This is a genomic window from Desulfomicrobium apsheronum, assembly GCF_900114115.1.
In the GTDB taxonomy this organism is placed as follows: Bacteria; Desulfobacterota; Desulfovibrionia; order Desulfovibrionales; family Desulfomicrobiaceae; genus Desulfomicrobium; species Desulfomicrobium apsheronum.
This window is the reverse complement of the sequence record NZ_FORX01000018.1, coordinates 39433-60474: the sequence shown is the minus strand read 5'-3', so window position 1 is coordinate 60474 and position 21042 is coordinate 39433. Positions and strand designations below refer to the sequence as shown.

Below are 21042 nucleotides of genomic sequence, written 5' to 3'. Positions count from 1 at the left end.
CGTAGGGGCGAAAAATTTTTCGCCCCCCATCGCGCCGCAATCCCAAACAATGGGCACCATAACACCCGTAGGGGCAGACCTACGTGTCTGCCCAACCTACGTGTCTGCCCGGGCGGTCACGCAGGACCGAAGAAGGGCGGTCACGCAGGACCGCCCCTACGGACCAATCCTGCCAGGGCCGCCACGCCCCAGGGCAGGCAATCTTCGTCGAGGCGGAAGCAGGAATTGTGCAGTCCACCCTGTCCCTGTGCGTCGCAGGCTCCGCAGCCCATGAAGATGAAACATCCTGGAACCTTGTTCAGGTAGTACGAAAAATCCTCTCCCGCCATGACCGGCTCTACCTCATCCTCCACGTTGTCTGAAAGTTTGCGCAGCAATTTAACGGCCCCCGCCGTGCTCGCGGCATCGTTCACCACCACCGGGAAACCGCGCACGTAATCAAGCTCGGCTTTGACGCCCATGCCTTGCGCCAAGTTGCCGACTAGCTCCTGCATCTGGGCCTGCACGAAATTGCCGGTCCTCTCCGTCAAGGCGCGTACCGTGCCTTGCAGGAACGCCTTGTCCGGAATGGTGTTGTAGCTGCTTCCGGCCTCGAAGCGGGTTACGCTCAGGACCGCCCGTTCATGCGGCGCTACCCGGCGGGAGATGATGCCTTGCAGCGCGGTGACCAGATGGCTCCCGGCCAGAATTGGGTCCGCGCAGTCATGCGGGGCCGAGGCGTGACCGCCCTTGCCTGTGAGCGTGATGGAGAAAACATCCGGACGGGCCATGAGGGGGCCCTTGCGTGTTCCGAACCAGCCCGTGGGTTTGCCGGGCCAGACGTGCAGGCCGTAGACCGCGTCCACGTCGTCCAGGCATCCGGCCTCCACCATGGCCCTGGCTCCGCCCGGCTGGAATTCCTCGTTGGGCTGGAAGAGAAAACGCACTCCGGCACGCAAGGTCTCTCTTTGGCCGGCAAGCAGTCGCGCCGCGCCCAGCAGCATTGCCGTGTGGGCGTCGTGACCGCACATATGGCCCTGGCCCGGAATCTCGGAGGCGAATTCGAGCCCGGATTCTTCCTGGATCGGCAGCGCGTCCATGTCCGCGCGCAGCGCGATGCGCGGGTTTCCGTCCGGGCCGCGAAGATCGGCGACGATCCCGCCGCCCACGTCCTCGCGCACGCTCAGATTCAGCTTGCCGAGTTCGCGCAGCACCAGCGCCCGCGTCTTTGGGAGCTGCGTCCCGACCTCGGGGAAGCGGTGCAGTTCGCGGCGGATGGAACGCACATGGTCCAGTTGTTCACGGGCGAGGGCCAGCAGGTTCGTACTCATTTGAGCGCCTCCTCGATGGTCACGGACACGACTCCAATGTCGGTGCGCCATGTCCAGCCGATCCGATCCCAGAATTTTCGTCCGGTTTCGTTGTCCGTGAACAGAAAGGCGTGAGCCTTTTCAAGACCGAGCGCGGCAAGCCCCTCAAGGGCGCCCGTTATCATCCGGCGCCCGACGCCACGGTGCCTGAAGTCATCGCGCACGCACAGGTGATGCAGGTAGCCCCTGCGGCCGTCATGACCGGCCAGAACCGTGCCGACAAGAAGCTCGTTTGCCCAGGCGCATTGGCTCAGGTCCGGATTGCGCTGCAGGTAGGACTGCATGGCTTTCGCTTCGTCAGCCGCAGACAGACCTATGCCGGGGGTGTTTTGCCACAGGGCCATCGCCGCTGCGTGGTCGTTGATGGACATGGGGGATATACGAATTTGGTGCATGGTGGAGTCCTTTGAGCTGCCAGGTCGCGGGTAGAAAATAAGCATTCATTGTGCGTACTTTGAGAGCCGGGATCAAGCGGATATTGGCAATCAAGCCTGATCTGTTTTGGTCCGGCCATTGTCATTTTTTGCTGATTCCCTTACGAAAGATCGAGCGGGCACGTGTCCGCGTCCATCAAAGCCAAAGCCCCATGGGAGGAAGATAATATGAAATTTCTGGATGAATTGAACGTAAGCGGCAAACGGGTCCTCATGCGCGTCGACTACAACGTGCCTCTCAAGGGCGAGACCATTGTCGACGACAATCGCATCAAACAGAGTCTGCCGACCCTGAAGCTGGCACTGGACAGTGGCGCGTCCCTGGTCATTTGTTCCCATCTTGGCAGGCCCAAGGGCGCTCCGGCACCGGAATTCTCCCTGAAGCCCGTGGCCGTGCGCCTGGCGGAGCTGCTCGGACGCGAGGTGCGCATGGCTCCGGACTGCATCGGCCCCGAGGTTCAGGCCATGGCCGAAGGGCTCAAGGCCGGCGAGGTTCTGCTGCTTGAAAATCTGCGCTTTCATCCCGGCGAGACCAAGAATGATCCCGATTTCAGCCGTGAGCTGGCCAAGCTTGGAGATGTCTACGTCAATGACGCATTTGGCGCTTCCCATCGTGCGCATGCCTCCGTGGTCGGGGTTACGGAATACATCAAGGATTGCTGCGGCGGCCTGCTGCTCAAGAAGGAATGGCAGTACTTGGGCGAAGCCCTGGAGAATCCGGCCCGCCCCTTCGTGGCCATCATCGGCGGCGCAAAGGTTTCCTCGAAGCTTGGCATCCTGAAGGCGCTTTTGGAAGAGGTCGACTCCATGATCGTGGGCGGCGCCATGGCCAACACTTTTCGCAAGGCCCAGGGCTTTGAGGTCGGTACCTCGCTCGTGGAGGATGACCTGCTGGAAGAGGCCATGGCCATCATGGTCGAGGCGCGGGAAAAGGGCGTGAAGTTCTATCTGCCCGTGGATTTCATCCTGGGCACCGACCCCAAGGGCGGCATCGCGTCTGGCGTGCGGACCTATCAGGACATTCCTGCTGACGAGATGATCCTGGACACCGGCCCCGCCTCGCACACGCTTTTCGCTGAGGTCATCAAGAACGCCGGCACAGTGATCTGGAACGGGCCCATGGGCGCTTTTGAGAATCCGGCTTTTGCCCAGGGCTCCATCAATCTGTGCCGGATGGTAGGAGCCGTTTCCGGCATGACCATTCTCGGCGGTGGTGACACCAACGTCATCGTGGAGCAGATGGGCATGGCGGACAAGTTCTCATTCATTTCGACCGGCGGCGGTTCCTTCCTGGAATTTTTGGAAGGCAAGGAGCTGCCTGCCTTCACAGCCCTGGAGAACAAGTCATGAAAAAGCTGCTCATGGCCGCCAACTGGAAGATGTACAAGACGGTGGAGGAGGGCGTGGCCACGGCCAGGGAACTGGTCTCGCTGCTCGGCACACTGCCCCAGGACAGGGAAGTGCTGGTCTGCCCGCCGTTCACCATGATGCACTCCGTGTGTCCCATCCTCGCGGGGAAAGCGGGCTGCCACTCCGGGGCCCAGAATTTTTATCCCGCAGCGCAGGGAGCCTTTACAGGTGAAGTCGCCCCGGAGCAGCTTCTGGACCTGGGCTGCACATACGCCCTGGCTGGTCACTCCGAGCGAAGACACGTTCTTGGCGAGATGGACGAGTTGATCGGAAGGAAGGTGGCCTTTGGCCTTGAAGCCGGCCTGAAGATGATCCTCTGCATCGGTGAGACCAGCGTCGAGCGGAGACTGGGCCAGATCGAGGAAGTTCTGGTACGCCAACTCGAAAGCGGGTTGGCCGGAGTGTTGTCCACCGCCACGGCGGAGAACCTTGCGGTTGCGTATGAGCCTGTCTGGGCCATCGGCACCGGCGATGTGGCCGGACCTGATGAAATCCTGGCGGCGCATGCCCTGGTGCGCTCCAAGCTTGAGTCGTTGTTGCCGAGCGAAGGCGCTCAAATCCGCATTCTTTACGGCGGTTCCGTCAAGCCGGACAACGCCGCCGCCATCATCCGCCTTGACAATGTGGACGGTGTGCTGGTAGGCGGCGCAAGTCTCAAAGCGAGCAGTTTCAGCCAGATCGTGCTCGCATAATTTAGGAGGTATTTTTTTGAACTCCCTGATGATAACCATACATGTCATTGCCTGTGTCACCCTTGTCGTTCTCGTCTTGCTGCAATCCGGCAAGGAGGGAATGGGGATAATCTTCGGTGGTGGCGGAGGCTCTGTTTTCGGATCCACCGGTGCCGGCAATTTGCTCAGCAAATTGACTGCCGGAGCGGCGACCGTGTTTTTTCTGACCTCCATCATTTTCACGTACGTCAGCACGCAGAAGCACACTTCCCCCAAGGAATCCATCGTGATCGACATGCCCGTGACCCAGACTCCCACAGCTCCCGCCGGAGTCACCACGGCCCCTGCCGAAGAATCTGCAGGCCAGGAAAAAAATCAGTAAAAAAATACTGGACAAACCAGTGGAGCATCGCTAAAGACTGCTTCTCCGGTTTGCGGGATTAGTTCGCAAATTTGAATGCTTAGATGTCGAAGTGGTGGAATTGGTAGACACGCTATCTTGAGGGGGTAGTGGGGTATCCCGTGGGGGTTCGAGTCCCCCCTTCGACACCATCTAAAAAGATAAGCCGCTGAAATGTAAAAATTTCAGCGGCTTTTTCTTTTTCAGAGTTCCAGCGAGGGTTGCGGATTCGTTCTTGGCCGTGAAAATGGAGGCTATCTTTTAAAATGAAGATGGCGACGCAAGGCTTCCTATCTCTCTCGATTGATGGAGGGGCGAGTATTGTGGACATGCCCATGCAGGTCGTGTTGTCTAATCGCGAGTTGTGGTAGGTTAGCTGGACATGGGAAGGCAACGCGTTTACCAAATTCAAAAGTCAAAAAGGACATGCCATGCACCATGACGCCTTCGCCAATCTGGACGCGCTAAAGTCCAGGCTCGACGCTCATCGTCCCCTTGCGCCGGAACTTGTCCGAAACCTGCGCAAGGACATGGTGCTGAGGTACACCTACCATTCCAACGCCATCGAGGGGAACACGCTGACCCTCATGGAGACCAAAGTGGTATTGGAAGAAGGTTTGACCATCGGTGGCAAACCGCTGAGACATCATCTCGAAGCCATCAACCATGCCGATGCCATTACCTATCTGGAAAGTCTCGTGCAGGAGAACATCCCGCTTGATGAGCGCATTTTGAAGGATCTGCACCAGCTTGTCCTGCGGGGTATCGACAATGAAGCCGGGCGTTATCGCGGCTGCAACGTCATCATCTCAGGTGCAGGGCATACGCCACCTGATCATCTCCATGTCGGCGAACGCATGCAGAGCTTCTTCGACTGGTACCGGGGCGAGGCTCAAAGCCTTCATCCGGTGGAAAGGGTTGCCAGGGTGCATGCCGATCTGGTCATCATTCATCCCTTCCGGGACGGCAACGGCAGGACTTCAAGACTCGTCATGAATCTGGAACTCATGCGGGCAGGATTTCCGACCGTGATCATCCCGGTGGAGGATAGGGCCGCCTATTACGAGAATCTGGACAAGGCGGGGAAGGACGCGGATTACGCCCCATTCGCTGAGCAACTTGCCCAACTGGTCGAGCAAAGTTTCGCCCCTTATTGGTATCTGCTTGGCATAGCCTAGCCGTTAAACACAACAACGAACGAAAAGCCCTGGAGTCACAAGCTCCGGGGCTTTTCGTATTTGGAGGATTTCATGATCGATACATGGGCTGTGTGCGTTCGCTGCCATTGGTGGCCTGCGTGCTCGGCAGAAAATACGGGGTGAAGGTCGAGATGGGTGGGGCGGATGCCTATACAGTTGGTAAAAATAATTAAGTTGCACAAAACGCACATGTTTTGTGCAACTATTGAGCTTTCTAAATGCCAAGCTCCGTACGCGCACGGTCGATTCCTTTCTTCTGAACTTCGAGATCAGGGCTTCTCTCGGAGTTATTGATCGCGCTGCGGATCAGGGCATCGACTTTTTCCCGTCCACTGGGTGATTTTGCCGCTTCCCTGGGTGTCTGCCCGTCAAGGATCGGAAGAGGGGTATCGACCCATTGACCCCAGTGGTCGAGAAACATGTTTTCCATGTGCTCCCTGACCGCAGGGTCTTGCATCATCTTGTTGTGGAAACCAAGCGGGTCTTCATCGTCTTCGGCGCGCTCCCCAGGATCACGCATGGGCTTGATGCTTGTGGTTTTGTAATGCGCCTTGTCGCCCATCAGGTTTGTAATGATTTCTCGGATTTCAGCCGCTCTTTTTTCCGAGTTCACTTCGACGGTCATGGATTCACTTTCGATGTCTATGTAGCCGAGGATGGTGTTTGACATTGGCGTGGCTTTCGCTGTTTCAAGCCGACTCCAGGGGATTGTCACGCCCGCAAGTTCACCGCTATCGGTATAGTCGGCGTTTTCAAGGAGCTGTTCTGGTGATTCCGTCACGCAGAGGTGGACCAGTGCGTCAAAGGCATCTTTGGGGCTTGAGATGCGGTAGTGAAGGGTTTGCAGGGATAGAGGATCGCCATCCGTGTTCGACAAAGATGGAGGGTTGTTGGCCGCCGCGTACAATTCCAGAAAAACTTGGCGAATCTCAAATTCGTATTCTGGCAGATCCTCCGTCGATAGCGCTTCTTTCCTGCCAATCAGGGAAGTGCGCAGGTCGATGACATGCGTTTTCCATGGCAGAGGGAAGGATATGGGACTCGCGGCGGAAAGAAATTCTACGTCGTCGACCCTGGAGATGGCACAAAACAAGATGGACCCTTGAGCCAGCCACTCCGAGGCGCTGTGATCGGTGACCCTGTGCGAACTGCCGGCGAGAATGTCGAGACAGGCAAAGCCGTTACCCGGAAAGACAGCCGTGACCTCATAGAACGAAAAGACCAGGCGACCCACGGATTCAAGGACATGAAGTTCCAGGCTGTCGATCTTGCTTGATCGTTTTTGCCGGTAGAGTTCCGCGATCGTGGTGTCGGCGGGGAGCGCAATTTCAAAATCAAGTTCTTCGATGTCAGGCTGCGTCAGATCCCAGCTACAGAGAATCCAAGGCACCATCACCTGGGAGAGTTCATCAATGGTGGTCTCGTTATCGAGTTCATCGCCCCAAAGCAGGAATGTGTCGATGGCCTCGTCCATGCCATCGGCTTCAAGCGTGTTTTGCGCAAAGGTCATGAGCTTGCCGGTCAGGCTTTGGAAGGTCTGGCTGATTCTGCGGTAGGAAAAATCCTGACTCTCTTCCTTGGGCAGGCAACATTTCTTGTATTTCTGTCCGCTGCCGCAAGGGCATGGGGCGTTCCGGGATATTTTCACAGCAGGTCGTCTCCCTGAAATAATTTTTTTGGCATCACGCCATCTTCTGATTCAACTCCTACGATTATTCGTCATTTTCCACAATCTGTGTTCACCGGGAATGCCCCGTAAGGATTACGACACATTGGTATTAGTCTTCAGGAAAACTGACGAACGGTTGGCCTTCAGTCATTTGTTTGCCGTTTCAGGGTGTTCGCCTTGTATTTCATGAGAATCATTCCGGCGGGCCCTGAGCGATGATTGTCTCCATGAGTTTCCCAAGGTTGGCTGCGTCTTCGATATGGTGCGCGCCCAAAGGGTTGAGGTCAGGGCCGGTCCAGGTGATCACGGTGCCTTCGCTGTCGTAGCGGATTTCGCCGGTTCGGGCCTGCGGACATGAGAGAACGTTGATTTGGGAAAGCAGGTAGCCCCTGTCCAGGATCTGATCCAGCGAGCCCTCCAGACCTTCCAGATGCGGGGCCACGATAAGGAAGGACAACTGACGCTTCCCGCTACGGGAAACATCGAAACGCTCTATGTTTTCGAGGATTTGATCCAACAGGTTGGTTTCCGTTCCGCCGTATGTCTGGTCTTTGTTGCTTACATGCGCCAGATAGGCGAATTCACCGGGCGGGACGGCAAGAAAGCCCGTACAGGTCGATATGCCGAAGGTACGAAGGCCCTGGCTGCGTTCGGCTCGATAGAATTCATCCATGTCCACCCGTATGGACGTTTTTTTTGTCCTTTGCGCCGGTGGATTCATCGCCGGACAGGTTTGCCCGGCCATCGCCTGGAGCAGTCGCTGGGTATAGTACCGCTTATGCAGGGCGAATTCTTTGGTGACAACCTCGTCTTTGTCCACCTTGGCCACCACCAGCCATCGCGCTCCCTTGAAGTCCACTACCTGAAAAGTCGTCAGGCATTCCTGCCCACGGTAGTCTGTTACCTCCATTCGTCCTTGGCCCTGGGCGAACTTCGAGGGCACATTGGAAAAGTTCAGATGGGCCCGGAGCACGCTGGTGTCGCCGAAGAACTGGGAGTCCGTGAGCATGATCCCCTTTTCGTTGACGAGAAGGGTTTCCATGGTTTCGTACTCTTCTCCGGTCGGGGCGAACAAGGCGTTGATCTTGTTGACCGAACACTGCAAGGCGATCCATCCCAACAATCGATCCTGTTTCAGGATTGGCTCCACCAGGAACGCTGCGGGTTCAGACGAAGGCGTATAGTCATGGTAGTCGATGAACACCTCGCTCTTTGGATGCCGGCTTATGCAGGCACCCAGCGGCGAAGAGGCCGCCTCGCCAGCGGTCAGGTTTGTCTGGAGGTCGCTTTCTCCCCGGAGGCTGTGGACCACGGCTCCGGTCGTGTCGATGAAAAGAATGTCGTAGAAAAGGTAATAATTCTCCATGTAATATCGGCGAAAACTTTCCTTCATCTCGGAAATCTTGACTTCAAAATCGCCGTCGACTGTCCCTTGGCGCAGCGCCTGGGCATGGAACGCCGAGAGCTCAAGCACAGACACGATCACCTTGTCCAAGGCCGCCGCACGGGCTTTTTCTTCGAGTCGACCGAGGACGCTTTCCAGCTGGGTCACTCGTTGGGTCCGCAACACCTGCAGGTCCGCATAGGGCCACGCAAAAGGCTCGTTCATGGAATTCGCCGGACCGCTCAAGAACAGCGAACCGAGAAAGAACGACATCAACATGCCGGCCAAACAGAACAGTTTATTCATCCGTAAATCTCCTCTCTGCCTCGTCACTATTGAGCTTATGTCAGTGCAAGGTTTTTGGTCGGTATCAGCCAAGCCGGGGCGTTGATACGTGATGACAATATATCCGTTGCGAAGATCCGGAGCTTTTAATGGCTATTGTCTGCAGAAATAGTTGATGGTTCAAGTCCAATATTTCAACCAGTTGGCATTGTATGGAAGGCGTGCTCTGCTGTAAAGTTTCCTGTTTTAGAGCCCGCCTGGAGTAGAGACTCCGAGTTGAATTTTGGTTGGCGCCTATCTTTGGTGCATTTAGGAAGGAAAATCTTCGAGGCTTCTTCGGTCTCTGACACGCTGTTGAAGAGATGGATGGCCAAGAAATCGGCGAGGTAAGTCCGGTTGAAGCGTTTGATATATGAGTTCTGCGTACGTTTTCCCAGCTGGATGAGAGGTGCTGTTGTATTATCCGACCGAAAGGGGAGGACTTAGAAAATGTTAACTATTCTTGCTCAAGATCTCTCTATGGGTTACGGTATGACTTATCGATTAAGGCTATCGTTACTAATTAATGTTTTGCCTGGAGGTTATATGGAAGAAGAGTTGGCGGTAAGCTGCACCCGTCCCACGGCGGAAGTCGAACAGCAGGCACCTGAAGAGCACGTTCAACCCACAGTTGTTTCACAAGGAGTTCGCCCCATGATTCAGATCGGAAGAAAAGCTCCCGATTTCACCGCCCCGGCCTATTTCAACGGAGGGTTCACCTCGGTCAAGTTGTCGGATCACCTGGGAAAGTGGGTGGTTTTGTGTTTCTATCCCGGTGACTTCACCTTTGTCTGATCGACCGAAATCTCGGCGGTCGCCGAGAAGCATGACGAATTCGCCAAGCTTGGCGTGCAGGTGCTGTCCATGAGCACGGACAGCATATTCGTTCATAAAATGTGGGTCGATGACGAGTTGTCAAAGATGGTCACGGCGGGGACCGTGCCTTTTCCCATGCTCTCCGACGGGGGAGGGAATGTCGGCAAGATGTACGGAATATATGACGAAGCAGGCGGCGTTGATGTGCGCGGTCGTTTCCTGATCGACCCGGATGGGGTCATCCAGGCTTTCGAGGTTCTGGCTCCTCCCGTGGGTCGCAACATCCCCGAGACCCTGCGGGAAATCCAGGCTTTCCAACTCGTTCGCGAAAGCAAGGGAACTCAGGCCACGCCTTCGGGCTGGAGACCGGGCAAGCAAACCTTGAAACCTGGTCCGGGCCTGGTTGGCAAGGTTTGGGAGGTCTGGAGCGTCGACAATGCCTTTGACTAGGTTTGTCGCCTGAATCTGGAGCGGCGGCGTCTGTTTTCAGGCGCCGTTTTTTTCATTTGTGCGCCGGATATTGCGCATGCTGAACCCGTGGAAACTGAAACCGACCCGTAGTATGGAAAAGGAGGATGACATGACCGAAGCATCAAGCAGGCCGTCTGACAATTACGCGCCACTCTATTTTTTGACGTCCCTTGGTTGTGGAGGACTGACCGTGACTTTTTTCATGTGGCTCATGCACTGGACAAGGCACCCTGGTCGCTCGGTTCCCGTGTTCGAGGATATTGTTGCCTCGTTTATCGCCGGAGGGGCAGGCGTTCGCGTCATGATCGCCCTGGCGGTGGCGGGGATCGCTTTCTACGCTTTCTTGAACATCAAATACCTGCTCTGGAACCTGGTCCGGTTTCGACAGTGGAAACGCACACCCGCCTATGCCCAGTTGTGTTCCTCCAACGCCGAGACGCAGTTGCTGGCCATGCCCCTGGCCTTGGCCATGACGGTCAACGTCTGCTTCATTCTGGGCATGGTCTTCGTGCCGGGTCTGTGGAGCGTGGTAGAGTACCTTTTTCCTCTGGCCATTCTTGCCTTTCTCGCCATCGGCGTTCTGGCTTTCCGCATGCTTGGAAGCTTCATGGGACGGGTGATGACGTCCGGCGGATTCAGTTGCTCCAGCAACAATTCCTTCGCCCAAGCCCTGCCCGCGTTCGCCCTGGCCATGATCGGCGTCGGTCTGTCGGCGCCTGCAGGATTGTCTGCGGCACCTTTGATGGCCGGAACGGGGCTGGTCCTTTCGACTTTTTTCCTGATAGCCGCCACTTTGATCGCAGCCATCGCCTTGGTTCTGGGGATTCGATCACTGGCAGAGAATGGGGCCAACATCGAGACAGCCCCGACACTTTCGGTCTTCATTCCGTTTTTGACCATCATCGGCATCCTGTCGTTGCGCCAGAACCATGGCCTTGACGATCATTTCGGCCTGACCAGCGGCGGGGCCGAACGGCTGATGATGCTCTCGCAGTATCTTTCGGCCCAACTCCTGTTCGCTTTGCTGACCGGGCTTGTACTGTGCCGGTTGGGCTATGTCGCCAAATATGTCACCGGCCGCGAGGCTTCGGTGGGTTCCTATGCCCTCGTCTGTCCAGGCGTGGCACTGGCTGTAATGATCCATTTCTGGCTCAATCGCGGGCTTGTGGACGCAGGCCTGATCGTTAAGTTCTCGTTTGGATACTGGACAATTTCGGTGCTGGCAGTTGCGATTCAGGTTGTGACCGCTTGGCTGGTCTTCATTTTGAATCGCAAGCATTTCAGGGCAGCGTGAGATAGCGATACGGAAGGTCGTCCAGACACGAAGGGGCAGCGGTGTGAGCGTGTCGTGGGGTATGTGATTAGGGACTTGCGTCACGCCACGCTCAGAGGGCACTGCAAAAAGTCGTCATTATATATGTTAGCCGCTTTTCTTGTGCCTTCTAAATCATGTTAGTGGCCATTTTTGACGTGAATGTAGAAGCCTTAAAATTTGGATTGCGGGGCCTTGCTGTCGATAGATCAATATATACGGCAGTCCAGGTACTACAAGTTCCTTTGTGCTCATTTCGGCTCCATTCCGGCCCATCTGGGGGAATTGGTCCAGACGTTCGCTGGCTGACCGGATCGCTTGGGCGACTCGCTGGGCAGACTCGGCATCATCGGCGGCGATGTACTCAAGCACGCTGTCCAGGTCTCTTATGGCGAGTTTTGTCCATCTGGGCATCTTATGCCCCGTATTTGTTGAAGATCGCTGTCACTTCATCCGGGGATGCGAGTTCGCCTTTATCGGCGGCCTCAATGCCTTTTTGGACCTCCTCCACGAACCAGGCCTGATGCTCCAGAATGTCGTCCAACGCTTTGTTCAGGAGCCAGTTGCGGCTTCTACCCATAGACGTGGCGATCGCGTCGATACGCTCAATTTTGTCTTTTGATGCCCGAAAACTGGTGGATACGGTTTCTGATGGGTTCATAGTGGTTCCTCCATGCAGTCAGAGTAACTACAAATGACTGCGCTGCCAAGTTGAGACAGTGGAGTTGAAAAGTCGACATTTTTTGATGTTTGCCGAATAATCACAGAAAGGCATTGAAAGACGACACTGCCAAAAGTCGCGAAAAACCTGCGTGTCATTCCCGCGAACGTGTGCCCAGCATGGGTAGGCGGGCCATGTCGGGCTATAGCGCGAAATCCATTCTTTTCAGATATTTAGGAAAGAATGGATCCCCTTCTTCAAGGGGATGACGACCTATTTTACTTTTTCCGCCTCCTCAATCATCTTTAGGTAGATAGCCTCAATATTGCTCAGACATGCTCTACGCATTTGTTCTTCCTTTTCGCCATTCATGGTGAAAGATTGAAGAGCATCGATTGATCTGCGGCTCCATACAATGGCCGTTTCGATGTCTTCTTCAATGAATGGAAGACTGCACTCGTCCGTCGGATCACTCCCAAGTATCGTATAAAGACTGATTGCAGCCACTGGCTGGATTGGAATATTGCGGGCAACAGAGAATTGCCAGATCAGGCTGAAAGCAGCGTCGGATTCTTTTCGTGTCGCAATTAAGATATCTGTGTTTACGAAAATATCTTTGCAGGCTTGATGCACAATGAACTCGAATTTTTTTTCCTCAATGGTCTCGTCCACAAAATGTTTATCCGCAAATGCTGGAAGCGCCATGAACATGAGTAACGATGCGAGGATCAAAGAGAAGTGCTTCACGCTCCTACCTCACTTCAAGAGTGGTTTCGCCGCTTCTGACAATGGCTTTCCGAGCTTCGCGACTCAAGACTATGCACCCTTTGGATGCGGTGCCCAAGGCACCTGTTTTGTCTCCGTGAATTCTGAAATGGGTTCTTCCGTGCGCAGAGTGGCCGACAGGATTCAGTTTCAGCACGAAAGGTCCCAGAGTGGCGCTGTCGTAATGGTCGAGATTGATGCGCCATGTGCCGCAGGGAATCGGGCCAGAATCGACTATCGCTTCGGATCTTGGCTCATTCTTGTGGACTCCGCGCCCGCTGTATCCCTGGTATTCCTCCCCTCCGGGACCGACGATTTTGCCTGATCTTTGATTGTAATGCCATGGCATGCTTGATTCTCCTTGATTGGCGTTAAGGTTTTCAAAGTTTGAATCGTGCCAGATTTCAGAGGCCGGGGATATTGGGGGGAATCTGTATCGCTTCGAGGCGTTCCGCCGCGCCCCCTGCGGGCGAGCTTTTCAGGCAGCGTATTGTTCACGCTTGTGTAGGCGAAAGGCGGAAACTTTCACGGCAGGCATGCTGCGGAGGATCGACAACGAAGCCGGGCGTTATCGTGGGTGCAACCTCAGCATCTTAGGTGCTGGGGGCTGTTAAACGGCATTGAAAAGTCTGGTCAGGAAACTCTGTTCGATATCCGTCGCATGAGCCAACGCGTCGGGAAAAACAAAGCCGGGCCGACCAGGGCCCAGGCGCTGATCCAGCCGAGTATTGCATGGAGAAGGGGGATGCCGAGAATGGCGAATGAGCCGATTGGATCCGTAAACACGATTTTTATGATGCCTGGAACCGTTGTCTCGAAATGCTCGACGTCAAGGATCGTTTCTCCAAGACGCAGAAAAGGGATCATGAGGGCGTATTGAAACGGGGTGAACACCAACGAGACCCCGCTCGTGATCGCCTTGTTGCATTTGAACGATCACGAAAGGATGAGGGCCATGATTGGGTTTGTGCCAATCTGGGGCCAGGTGGAAGACACCAGCCCGACGGTCCCCCAAGCCGAGTATTGGACCATCGTGACCCTGACCACGGTGGGCTATGGAGGCATCTCTTCGGTCACGCCGCTTGGGAAGGCTCTGGCCGCCGTGTTTCATCTTCCGACGTTGAGGTGAAGGAGTCCGTAATTTGGACATGAACTGCCGGCGGTCAGGCGGCTCGCAATCGCTTTTCTCGGGATCTTCAGAGGAAGCCTGCTTTTCGTGGTGGATCGAATTAGGTATGTCATGCGGACCCGTGATTCATGAACATTGCAACAGGTCGGGAGTCGTCATGACCATACTCGCGCTTGAGATTTTCTTTATTTTCCTGCTCATAGCGGTCAACGGCGTCTTCTCCATGTCCGAAATCGCCGTCCTGACATCCAGGCGGCATGCGCTCAAACGAGAGGCCAAAAGGGGAAACGCCCGGGCGCGCCTGGTCCTGGGTCTGGCCGGTCATCCCGAGAAATTCATGTCCGCCGTGCAGGTAGGCATCACCCTCATCGGCATACTCACCGGCGTTTTCAGCGGCGCCACGATTTCGGGAGGATTGTCCTTGAGAATCGCCGAGGCGTTCGATGTGTCCGCCGAGGTGTCCGAGACCGCCGCCGTCTTCATCACGGTCTCCGTGATCACCTATTTCACGCTCATATTCGGCGAGCTTCTGCCCAAGAAGCTCGCCCTTTCCAATCCCGATCGCTGGGCCAAGGCCATTGCGCCCGTCATCACGTTCGTTCAGGCCGTGGCCCATCCCGTCGTGGTGCTCGTCTCCCGAAATGTGCACCTCCTCGCGAGGATACTTGGGATTGGCGAAGGCAGAAGCGGGCTGACTGAAGAGGACTTCAGATCGGTCATTGATGAGGCCCGGGCCAGGGGCATTATCGAACCGGAGGAAAAGGACATGCTCAACCGCGTCATGCACTTCGCGGATCAGCGCGTTTCGGCTGTCATGACGCATCGGTCGCGCGTGGTGCAGATCGACGTGGCCGACGGCGAGCAGAGAAATGCCGAGGTCCTGCGCCAGGCAAACCACTCGAATTATCCGGTGGTGGAAGGTTCGGCGGACAACCTGATCGGCTTCGTGAGCGTGAAGGACCTCTACGGAAAGAGCCTCGGCGGACAGAGCATCCGCAGCGTGCTCCAGGAACCGATATTCATCCAGGAAACGCTTTCGGCCATGTCCCTCTTGGGCGCTTTCAAGGAGACCGGAAACAAGATCGCCATCGTCGTCGACGAGTATGGCGACATCCAGGGGCTCGTCACCCTGACGGACATTCTGGAATCCCTCGTCGGTGAAATCAGGGAGAACTCCCTGGAAGTTCCGCTCATTGCCGGGCGCGAGGACGGTTCATGGCTGGTGGACGCCCACGCGCCGCTTTACGACGTCTTCCACAGGCTGGGCATCGACGTGCCGACGGATCAGTCCTTTCCGGGGATCAACACCATCAGCGGATTCATTCTGCATCATCTCGGCGACATACCCAGTGAGTCGCAGTTTTTTACCTACCACGGGTTCAGATTCGAAATCGTGGACATGGACGGGCAACGGCTCGACAAGATTCTCATTTCCCGGCTTGAGGGCGACGATCCTGGCGGGTCGTGATGGCGGCAGTTGTCGGCTCGACTTGCCGGATGGCCATTGAAAACCAGACACTTTTTCATGCGGCAAAATCAATGTCCCGGACGGGACGTTTTCCGTGAATTTCCACTGAAATCGGCCGCCTTCCCACGCCTTGCGACAAATTCGGCCGTTCAGACGCGCGGCGACGCTGCGCCGGAACGGCCGGTCGGATTGCGCGCCGGCTTGTGTCTTTCAAAGATGCGAACTATGTCCTCGGGCTTCACGGCCCGGGGTCCGCTTCGTGCGGCCTTGACCGGGTCATCCTTCTTTTGCGCAGGATCGACATGGGATACTATCTGACAATCGGAGCCGTTCTGGGGCTTTCCGCCGGGTTCGCGCCGGGGCCGCTGCTTACGCTGGTCATTTCGGAAACGCTCCGGCACGGCATCAGATCCGGGATCAGGGTCGCCCTTGCCCCCGTTGTCACCGATTTTCCGATCATCCTTCTGACGCTTTTCGTGCTTTCCAGGCTGTCGTCTTTCCACGGCATACTGGGAATCATCTCCATCGCTGGCGGCGTTTTCATTCTGTCCATGGGTTACGAAAGCGTGCGCGCCAAGGGCTTCGATCTTCAGGTCGGGAATGCGGAGAAACGCTCGCTGCGCAAGGGCATTCTGGCCAACATGCTGAGTCCGCATCCCTATCTCTTCTGGTTCAGTGTCGGGGCGCCGACGATGACGAAGGCCCTGGTGGAGGGCCCTTGGGCTCCGGCGGCGTTTGTCGCGGGCTTCTACGCCTGCCTCATCGGGTCGAAGATTGCACTGGCCGTCCTGGTAGGCTCGTCGAGATCCTTCTTCAGGGGCGCGGTGTATGTCTGGACCATGCGCACGCTCGGTCTTGTGCTCATCGTCTTGGCGTTGCTGCTTTTTCGTGATGGGCTTAGGCTGCTGGGTTTTGGTGGTGGCGCGTTGTTTTGAGGTTTCAGAGGGCGCGGGCATCGACAGGCGGACAAAGCGAGGTCCCTGTCTCGATGGAGTGAATTTTAGATCAATTTTTGGAGGGATGCATGAAATTCGTCAGTGAGGATGTTGCGGCCCGGGTCGTGAGCATGGCCGAAGCCATAGAGGCCGTGGAGGCCATGTTCAAGGAATACGGGTGTGGTCTGGCCACGGTTTTTCCGGTGGCGCAGGGGCATGGACCCGACGAGGGGACCTCGTTCAGCATCAAGAGCGGCCTCATCGGGGCCAGCCGGAAAGTGGGCCTCAAGGTCGGCAGCTACTGGCCGGGGAATCGTGCGCGCGGGCTGGCCGCCCATGCCTCAACGACCCTGTTGCTGGACCCGGACACGGGCTACCCCGAGGCCCTCGTGGCCGCCTCGCATCTGACCTGTCTGCGCACCGCAGCCTCGGACGCCGTGGCCGTGCGCCATTTGTCCCGTCCGGACAGCCGCGTCCTGGCCCTGTTCGGAGCGGGGCACCAGGCCTGGTTCGAGTTGCTGGCCGTGCGCGAAGTGCGATCCATTGGCAAGGTTTTCGTGGTCAACCGCTCCTCGCAGGCAGGGGATGCGTTCGCGCGGCGCATCCGCGAAAAACTCGGGATCGACGCCGCGTGCGTGAGCGCACAGGCGGCCCTGGCCGACGCCGACATCGTGGTCACGGTCACCGCCTCGCGCGGTCCGCTCTTCGAGGCGGCATGGGTGCGGCCGGGCACGCACATCTCGGCCATGGGCGCGGATCAGCCGGGCAAGCAGGAGCTGGACACGGCCTTGGTGGCCGGTGCGTCGCTTTTTGCCGACGTGATGCAGCAGTCCCTGGCCATCGGTGAATATGAGGCGGCCCACAAGGCCGGACTGGCGGATCCCGGCCGCATCACGCCCATCGGAGCGGTGCTGAACGGGGCGCCGGGGAGGACCTGCGCCGATCAAATCACCATTTACGACAGTTCGGGCATGGCATTGCAGGACATCGCCGTCGGTTCCCTGGCGTTGCGCAAGGCCGACGAGCTTGGCCTGGTGCTGACGGCCTGACGCTGCCGATCTGGAGCTGGCGACCTGAAGCTGGCGACCCGATGCTGACGACCTGATGCGAATGTGGCAGGCCCACTTCCAGCTCCCCTTGAAACAAGACTCGTGGTCCCGGCTGTGCCGCGATTGCAAAAATGGATCGGCATGGGCAGGAACGGATGACAGAGCCGCCGTTCGGCAGGAGATCGACAGAACGAGGACATGCTTTCAGCGCATAAGGGAGGTCACGGATGAAGCTGCACGATCCCGATAAAAGTCTCGACATCGTTCTTCAGGACAAACTGCTTGCCGAGGCCGCAACGGCGGCGGAGCAGGCGTACGCGCCGTACTCTGGGTTCCGCGTCGGCGCCGCCGTGCTTGGCGGGAAGGGCACGATATACAGGGGCGCGAACATTGAGAACGCGAGCCTCGGCCTTGGCACCTGCGCCGAGCGGGTGGCCCTGGCTTCGGCCTATGCGGCCGGGGAGAGAGACATCATGGCCATCGCCGTCGCCTGCGTGGATGCGCCGCAAGGCGCGCCGCTTGAACAGCGCATGCCGTGCGGAGCATGCAGGCAGTGGATCCTGGAGCTTGCCCCGCATGCGGCGATCATCATCCCGGGCGCGGAGCGTTCCTTCACGATCCAGGAACTGATGCCGTTGGCGTTTTCCCTGGACTCCGGACACCCGGCAGGACGTGAAGGGCAGGGCTGATGCCTGCCGGACACGGGTCCTGCACGATTTTGCGGTTGAGCGCGACTTCGCTTCGGTCAGCCGGCATGCACTGCGGCTGACCGTCTCTTAACGACTGGACAAGAGCGCGCTTCCGGGCGTCGCCAATTGGAGATATGCCATGAAATCAGTCTGCGTGTTCCTGGGTTCAAGCTCCGGGAACCATCCGGCCTACATGCACGCCACCGACGCCCTTGGTCGTGAACTGGCCAGGCGCGGGATCACCTGTGTCTATGGCGGTTCCCGCACGGGCCTCATGAACCGGCTGGCCGAGAGTGTCCTTGAGGCCAAGGGAGAAGTCGTCGGCGTTACGGTTCAGGCCTTGAAGGACAAGGAGGAGTTCCACCGGGGTCTGACGCGGCTTCATGTCGTGCCGACGATGCACGAGCGCAAGACGCTCATGATCGAACTGGCGGACGCGTTTATCGCCCTTCCGGGCGGGATCGGGACATATGACGAGTTTTTCGAGGTTTACACGCTCAGGCAGTTGGGATTTCACTCCAAGCCCTGCGGACTCCTTGACGTGAACGGTTTTTATGAGCCGCTGAAGCTGATGCTCGGCATGGCCGAACGGGAAGGATTCATGAAGCAGCCGTATCGTGAAGCAATCACGGTCTCATCGGACCCGTCGGACATTCTGGATCTCATGGCGGAGCAGTCTCGTGACAGGCTGGCGGCCGGTTGAAGGATTGCCGGACGGACATGTCCGGTGAGCGCTTGGCGGATGCGTGGGGCAACCTTGTTCGAGGCGTCGGCCCTGGATTGATGCCATTTAGATGATGCCAAGCTTCTTCATTTCATTGATGATGCTGTGCCCATATATCGGTTTGACCAGATAGCCCGAAGCCCTGCCTTCGTAGAAGGCTTGGCTCACGCTTTCGGCGCTGTCGAGGGCGGTGGTCATGATGACCTTGACTTCCCTGATCTGAGGCAGGCGCAGAGCCCGCTCCCTCTCCCGAATGATTTTGAGCACCTCGTGTCCGTTCATGTCCGGCATCATGATATCCAGAAAGATCACGTCATAGGGCCTGCCCTCCGACCAGGCTCCATCGAAGGCCTCGATGGCGCCGGGTCCATCGTTCACCTCGTCGACGTCTCCATATTCGGTCAGGATCATCCTCAGCAGTATTGCTCCTGCGGGGTCGTCTTCAACGATCAGGAATTTCATAACGTTGGCAATCCTTCGGCAAAAGAGTCATATCTTCCTGTTATTCATGACTTATACGAACTTTTTCAAGGAGCGGCAAGCTCATTTTCGCGCACGTTCCTCCCGTACATGCCAGTCGCGGTACAGCGTTTCTTCAAGGAGTCAGCCACTGTTGTCCATCGCTCGGATGTTGCTCAAAAAATCCGGATGTTCCTCCATGATGCCCTCCAGAGTGTCGACCGCCGTCGGATCGAACGTAATCCCTTTCCCCTTGCGCAATTCCCTCATGGCCGCTTCCGGCCCAAGTCCAGGTCGATACGGACGGTAGGACGACATGGCCTCGAATACATCGGCCACGGCCAGGATTCTGGCCTCTGGAAGGATTTCTTCTTCCTTGAGGCCCCCCGGATAGCCGGATCCGTTCAGTCGTTCATGATGTTGCAGGACGATGTTGGCGACGGGCATGCTGAAAGGGATGTCCTGGATGATCTGGTGACCGATTTCCGGGTGATACTTCATCAGGTTCATTTCCGCTTCGCGCAGCGTTCCGGGCTTGGTCAAAAATTCCGCAGGCACATAGATCTTGCCGATATCGTGAAGCTTGGCCGCTGTTTCCAGCCCTTCCAGACACCGGGGATCCAGCCCCATGCGCCTGCCCATCTCCTTGGCCAAATGGGCGACACGGGCCTGATGGCCGGCCGTGTACGGATCCCTTATCTCGGTTACGCGGCCAAGGGCTTCCACGGTTTTGCTCAGTGTCGCCTGCAGCATGACCATGCGTTCCGCCAGGAGGGTCGCCTTTTCCTTCTGGTCCGTGATGTCGCGAAGCATGCCGAAAAGTTTCCAGACCCTGTCGCCATCCCTGAAAACATCCATGAATTGGATGACCCAGCGTTCTTCACCATCGGGTGTGACAATGCGGTGTTCGGCCTCTCTGGTTTGTCCGCTGTCGCGGCAGTTGTGGATGATGGAGAGGAGTTCCGCGCGATCTTCGATATGGACGCTTGAAAAAAGGGAAGGGAGTCTTGCGTTCCCGTCGTCCATCCGGGTGTGCATGATGCGTGCGAAACTCTCGTTCCAGCTGCATGTGTCTTCAAGAATGTCCCATTCCCAGCGCCCGACGGTGTCGGTCCGGCTGTTCAAGGCCGTTTTGGTGGCTTGCAGGCGCAGGGCCGTGAGGTACTCCTCAAGTATTTCCACAAGCTGTTGCGTCTCGATGGGTTTGGTCAGAAAGCGATGGATCTGTCCGGTGTTGATGGCGGCTATGACGCGCTCAAGACTGGCGTGGCCGGTGAGGATAATGCGGATGATCCGGGGCTGTCGGTTGCGGACTATGGCCAGAAAGTCGGAACCGGACATGCCGGGCATCTGTTCGTCGGCAACCACGATGTCGATGTCGCCCGAGTCGATAAGCTCCAGGGCCTGAAATGCGGAGCCGGCGAAATGGCGTCGGAAAGTGGCATTGTGGAGGGAACGGTTCAGTCCGAGCAATACTGCCGGTTCGTCATCGACGAAGAGGACTGCCTGTTCGCGATGCCTCTGGTTTGTGGTCACGCAAAACCTCTGTTGTTGCCGTATTGGTAAGGTCGCATGCCGACAGGGAATTGCCAGCATGCGCGTTCGTATCGGAAAATTTCCGGTTCCCGGATTGAGATGTCGTTATTTTTGGTACGTTCTTGCAGAATCCTGGCGCTTGCAGTATTTTGCCGCTCGATAACTTACGTATGGCATGGGCGTGAATG

22 protein-coding genes, 1 tRNA gene and 1 pseudogene are annotated in these 21042 nt (G+C 57.0%); 13 read left to right on the top strand and 11 right to left on the bottom strand.

Annotated features, from left to right (window positions below; translation table 11 throughout):
* Positions 1–140: 140 nt before the first annotated feature.
* Both BMZ40_RS15065 and BMZ40_RS15060 read right to left on the bottom strand, forming a co-directional pair.
* A complete protein-coding gene (locus BMZ40_RS15065; RefSeq protein WP_177193211.1) occupies positions 141–1310 on the bottom strand; it encodes a M20 metallopeptidase family protein in 1170 nt (389 codons plus the stop codon).
* Positions 1307–1744 (bottom strand): GNAT family N-acetyltransferase, encoded by a 438-nt coding sequence (locus BMZ40_RS15060; protein ID WP_177193210.1) that lies wholly within the window; start codon positions 1742–1744, stop codon positions 1307–1309. Before BMZ40_RS15060 ends, BMZ40_RS15065 begins: the two co-directional genes overlap by 4 nt.
* A 207-nt stretch (positions 1745–1951) precedes the next feature.
* On the opposite strand from BMZ40_RS15060, the gene BMZ40_RS15055 reads away from it, so the two are divergent.
* The 5 genes from BMZ40_RS15055 (at position 1952) to BMZ40_RS15035 (ending at position 5442) form a co-directional block, all read left to right on the top strand.
* Positions 1952–3133, top strand: coding sequence for a phosphoglycerate kinase (locus BMZ40_RS15055; protein ID WP_092377643.1), 1182 nt, complete (start codon positions 1952–1954; stop codon positions 3131–3133).
* Complete coding sequence (tpiA, locus tag BMZ40_RS15050) at positions 3130–3885, top strand: triose-phosphate isomerase (protein ID WP_092377640.1); 756 nt, start codon at positions 3130–3132, stop codon at positions 3883–3885. The genes BMZ40_RS15055 and tpiA overlap by 4 nt, the downstream gene beginning before the upstream one ends.
* A gap of 16 nt (positions 3886–3901) precedes the next feature.
* A complete protein-coding gene (gene secG / locus BMZ40_RS15045) occupies positions 3902–4246 on the top strand; it encodes a preprotein translocase subunit SecG (RefSeq protein ID WP_092377636.1) in 345 nt (114 codons plus the stop codon).
* 85 nt (positions 4247–4331) lie between these two features.
* Positions 4332–4416 (top strand) — tRNA-Leu (locus BMZ40_RS15040).
* 279 nt (positions 4417–4695) lie between these two features.
* Positions 4696–5442, top strand: coding sequence for a Fic family protein (locus BMZ40_RS15035; protein WP_092377632.1), 747 nt, complete (start codon positions 4696–4698; stop codon positions 5440–5442).
* Between the two features lie 235 nt (positions 5443–5677).
* Here BMZ40_RS15035 and BMZ40_RS15030 read toward each other — a convergent pair whose 3' ends face one another.
* The 3 genes and pseudogenes from BMZ40_RS15030 to BMZ40_RS15025 form a co-directional block, all read right to left on the bottom strand.
* Entirely contained in the window at positions 5678–6973 is a 1296-nt protein-coding gene (locus BMZ40_RS15030) for a hypothetical protein (RefSeq protein ID WP_245751124.1), read from the bottom strand.
* A 69-nt stretch (positions 6974–7042) separates the two neighbouring features.
* Positions 7043–7111: pseudogene (locus BMZ40_RS20205) on the bottom strand (SEC-C metal-binding domain-containing protein); the annotation flags it as partial.
* A gap of 214 nt (positions 7112–7325) precedes the next feature.
* The gene (locus tag BMZ40_RS15025; protein ID WP_092377625.1) at positions 7326–8822 is read right to left on the bottom strand and encodes a cache domain-containing protein; all 1497 of its coding nucleotides are present in this window, start codon (positions 8820–8822) and stop codon (positions 7326–7328) included.
* Between the two features lie 564 nt (positions 8823–9386).
* Here BMZ40_RS15025 and prxU point away from each other — a divergent pair.
* Together prxU and BMZ40_RS15015 are read left to right on the top strand one after the other, a co-directional pair.
* A complete protein-coding gene (gene prxU / locus BMZ40_RS15020; RefSeq protein ID WP_092377620.1) occupies positions 9387–10106 on the top strand; it encodes a thioredoxin-dependent peroxiredoxin in 720 nt (239 codons plus the stop codon).
* A gap of 130 nt (positions 10107–10236) precedes the next feature.
* Positions 10237–11421 carry a TsoY family (seleno)protein gene (locus BMZ40_RS15015; protein ID WP_092377719.1) on the top strand — a complete coding sequence of 395 codons (1185 nt, stop codon included), beginning with the start codon at positions 10237–10239 and terminating at the stop codon, positions 11419–11421.
* Positions 11422–11574: 153 nt separating this feature from the next.
* Here the strand turns inward: BMZ40_RS15015 and BMZ40_RS20200 are convergent, their stop codons facing one another.
* From BMZ40_RS20200 to BMZ40_RS14995, 4 genes are all read right to left on the bottom strand, one after another.
* Entirely contained in the window at positions 11575–11853 is a 279-nt protein-coding gene (locus tag BMZ40_RS20200) for a type II toxin-antitoxin system RelE/ParE family toxin (RefSeq protein ID WP_092377617.1), read from the bottom strand.
* A gap of 1 nt (position 11854) precedes the next feature.
* The gene (locus BMZ40_RS15005; protein ID WP_092377615.1) at positions 11855–12100 is read right to left on the bottom strand and encodes a CopG family ribbon-helix-helix protein; all 246 of its coding nucleotides are present in this window, start codon (positions 12098–12100) and stop codon (positions 11855–11857) included.
* Positions 12101–12373: 273 nt separating this feature from the next.
* Positions 12374–12847, bottom strand: coding sequence for a hypothetical protein (locus BMZ40_RS15000; protein WP_092377613.1), 474 nt, complete (start codon positions 12845–12847; stop codon positions 12374–12376).
* Between the two features lie 4 nt (positions 12848–12851).
* Positions 12852–13214: a tlde1 domain-containing protein gene (locus BMZ40_RS14995; RefSeq protein ID WP_092377609.1), complete on the bottom strand. Its 363-nt coding sequence runs from the start codon at positions 13212–13214 to the stop codon at positions 12852–12854.
* A gap of 606 nt (positions 13215–13820) precedes the next feature.
* On the opposite strand from BMZ40_RS14995, the gene BMZ40_RS14985 reads away from it, so the two are divergent.
* The 6 genes from BMZ40_RS14985 (at position 13821) to BMZ40_RS14960 (ending at position 18838) form a co-directional block, all read left to right on the top strand.
* Entirely contained in the window at positions 13821–13994 is a 174-nt protein-coding gene (locus tag BMZ40_RS14985) for an ion channel (protein WP_218143785.1), read from the top strand.
* 157 nt (positions 13995–14151) lie between these two features.
* Entirely contained in the window at positions 14152–15462 is a 1311-nt protein-coding gene (locus BMZ40_RS14980; protein ID WP_177193208.1) for a hemolysin family protein, read from the top strand.
* A 203-nt stretch (positions 15463–15665) separates the two neighbouring features.
* A complete protein-coding gene (locus BMZ40_RS14975) occupies positions 15666–16397 on the top strand; it encodes a LysE family translocator (RefSeq protein WP_218143784.1) in 732 nt (243 codons plus the stop codon).
* 89 nt (positions 16398–16486) lie between these two features.
* A complete protein-coding gene (locus BMZ40_RS14970) occupies positions 16487–17446 on the top strand; it encodes an ornithine cyclodeaminase family protein (protein WP_092377598.1) in 960 nt (319 codons plus the stop codon).
* A gap of 227 nt (positions 17447–17673) precedes the next feature.
* Positions 17674–18135 (top strand): cytidine deaminase, encoded by a 462-nt coding sequence (locus BMZ40_RS14965; RefSeq protein WP_092377593.1) that lies wholly within the window; start codon positions 17674–17676, stop codon positions 18133–18135.
* A gap of 139 nt (positions 18136–18274) precedes the next feature.
* Positions 18275–18838, top strand: a complete 564-nt coding sequence (locus BMZ40_RS14960; RefSeq protein WP_092377590.1) for an LOG family protein — start codon at positions 18275–18277, stop codon at positions 18836–18838.
* Between the two features lie 87 nt (positions 18839–18925).
* Here BMZ40_RS14960 and BMZ40_RS14955 read toward each other — a convergent pair whose 3' ends face one another.
* Both BMZ40_RS14955 and BMZ40_RS14950 read right to left on the bottom strand, forming a co-directional pair.
* Positions 18926–19321, bottom strand: coding sequence for a response regulator (locus tag BMZ40_RS14955; protein WP_092377587.1), 396 nt, complete (start codon positions 19319–19321; stop codon positions 18926–18928).
* Positions 19322–19462: 141 nt separating this feature from the next.
* Positions 19463–20854, bottom strand: a complete 1392-nt coding sequence (locus tag BMZ40_RS14950) for an HD domain-containing phosphohydrolase (RefSeq protein WP_177193207.1) — start codon at positions 20852–20854, stop codon at positions 19463–19465.
* Positions 20855–21042 lie beyond the last annotated feature (188 nt).

Coding starts and splice junctions, on each gene's coding strand:
- BMZ40_RS15065 (WP_177193211.1), bottom strand. CDS start 1,310: ATGAGTACGAACCTGCTGGCCCTCGCCCGTGAACAACTGGACCATGTG.
- BMZ40_RS15035 (WP_092377632.1), top strand. CDS start 4,696: ATGCACCATGACGCCTTCGCCAATCTGGACGCGCTAAAGTCCAGGCTC.
- BMZ40_RS14965 (WP_092377593.1), top strand. CDS start 17,674: ATGAAGCTGCACGATCCCGATAAAAGTCTCGACATCGTTCTTCAGGAC.
- BMZ40_RS14970 (WP_092377598.1), top strand. CDS start 16,487: ATGAAATTCGTCAGTGAGGATGTTGCGGCCCGGGTCGTGAGCATGGCC.
- BMZ40_RS14960 (WP_092377590.1), top strand. CDS start 18,275: ATGAAATCAGTCTGCGTGTTCCTGGGTTCAAGCTCCGGGAACCATCCG.
- BMZ40_RS15055 (WP_092377643.1), top strand. CDS start 1,952: ATGAAATTTCTGGATGAATTGAACGTAAGCGGCAAACGGGTCCTCATG.
- BMZ40_RS15060 (WP_177193210.1), bottom strand. CDS start 1,744: ATGCACCAAATTCGTATATCCCCCATGTCCATCAACGACCACGCAGCG.
- BMZ40_RS15030 (WP_245751124.1), bottom strand. CDS start 6,973: ATGACCTTTGCGCAAAACACGCTTGAAGCCGATGGCATGGACGAGGCC.
- BMZ40_RS15015 (WP_092377719.1), top strand. CDS start 10,237: ATGACCGAAGCATCAAGCAGGCCGTCTGACAATTACGCGCCACTCTAT.
- BMZ40_RS14995 (WP_092377609.1), bottom strand. CDS start 13,214: ATGCCATGGCATTACAATCAAAGATCAGGCAAAATCGTCGGTCCCGGA.
- BMZ40_RS14955 (WP_092377587.1), bottom strand. CDS start 19,321: ATGAAATTCCTGATCGTTGAAGACGACCCCGCAGGAGCAATACTGCTG.
- BMZ40_RS15005 (WP_092377615.1), bottom strand. CDS start 12,100: ATGAACCCATCAGAAACCGTATCCACCAGTTTTCGGGCATCAAAAGAC.
- BMZ40_RS14985 (WP_218143785.1), top strand. CDS start 13,821: ATGATTGGGTTTGTGCCAATCTGGGGCCAGGTGGAAGACACCAGCCCG.
- tpiA (WP_092377640.1), top strand. CDS start 3,130: ATGAAAAAGCTGCTCATGGCCGCCAACTGGAAGATGTACAAGACGGTG.
- BMZ40_RS14980 (WP_177193208.1), top strand. CDS start 14,152: ATGACCATACTCGCGCTTGAGATTTTCTTTATTTTCCTGCTCATAGCG.
- BMZ40_RS20200 (WP_092377617.1), bottom strand. CDS start 11,853: ATGCCCAGATGGACAAAACTCGCCATAAGAGACCTGGACAGCGTGCTT.
- BMZ40_RS15025 (WP_092377625.1), bottom strand. CDS start 8,822: ATGAATAAACTGTTCTGTTTGGCCGGCATGTTGATGTCGTTCTTTCTC.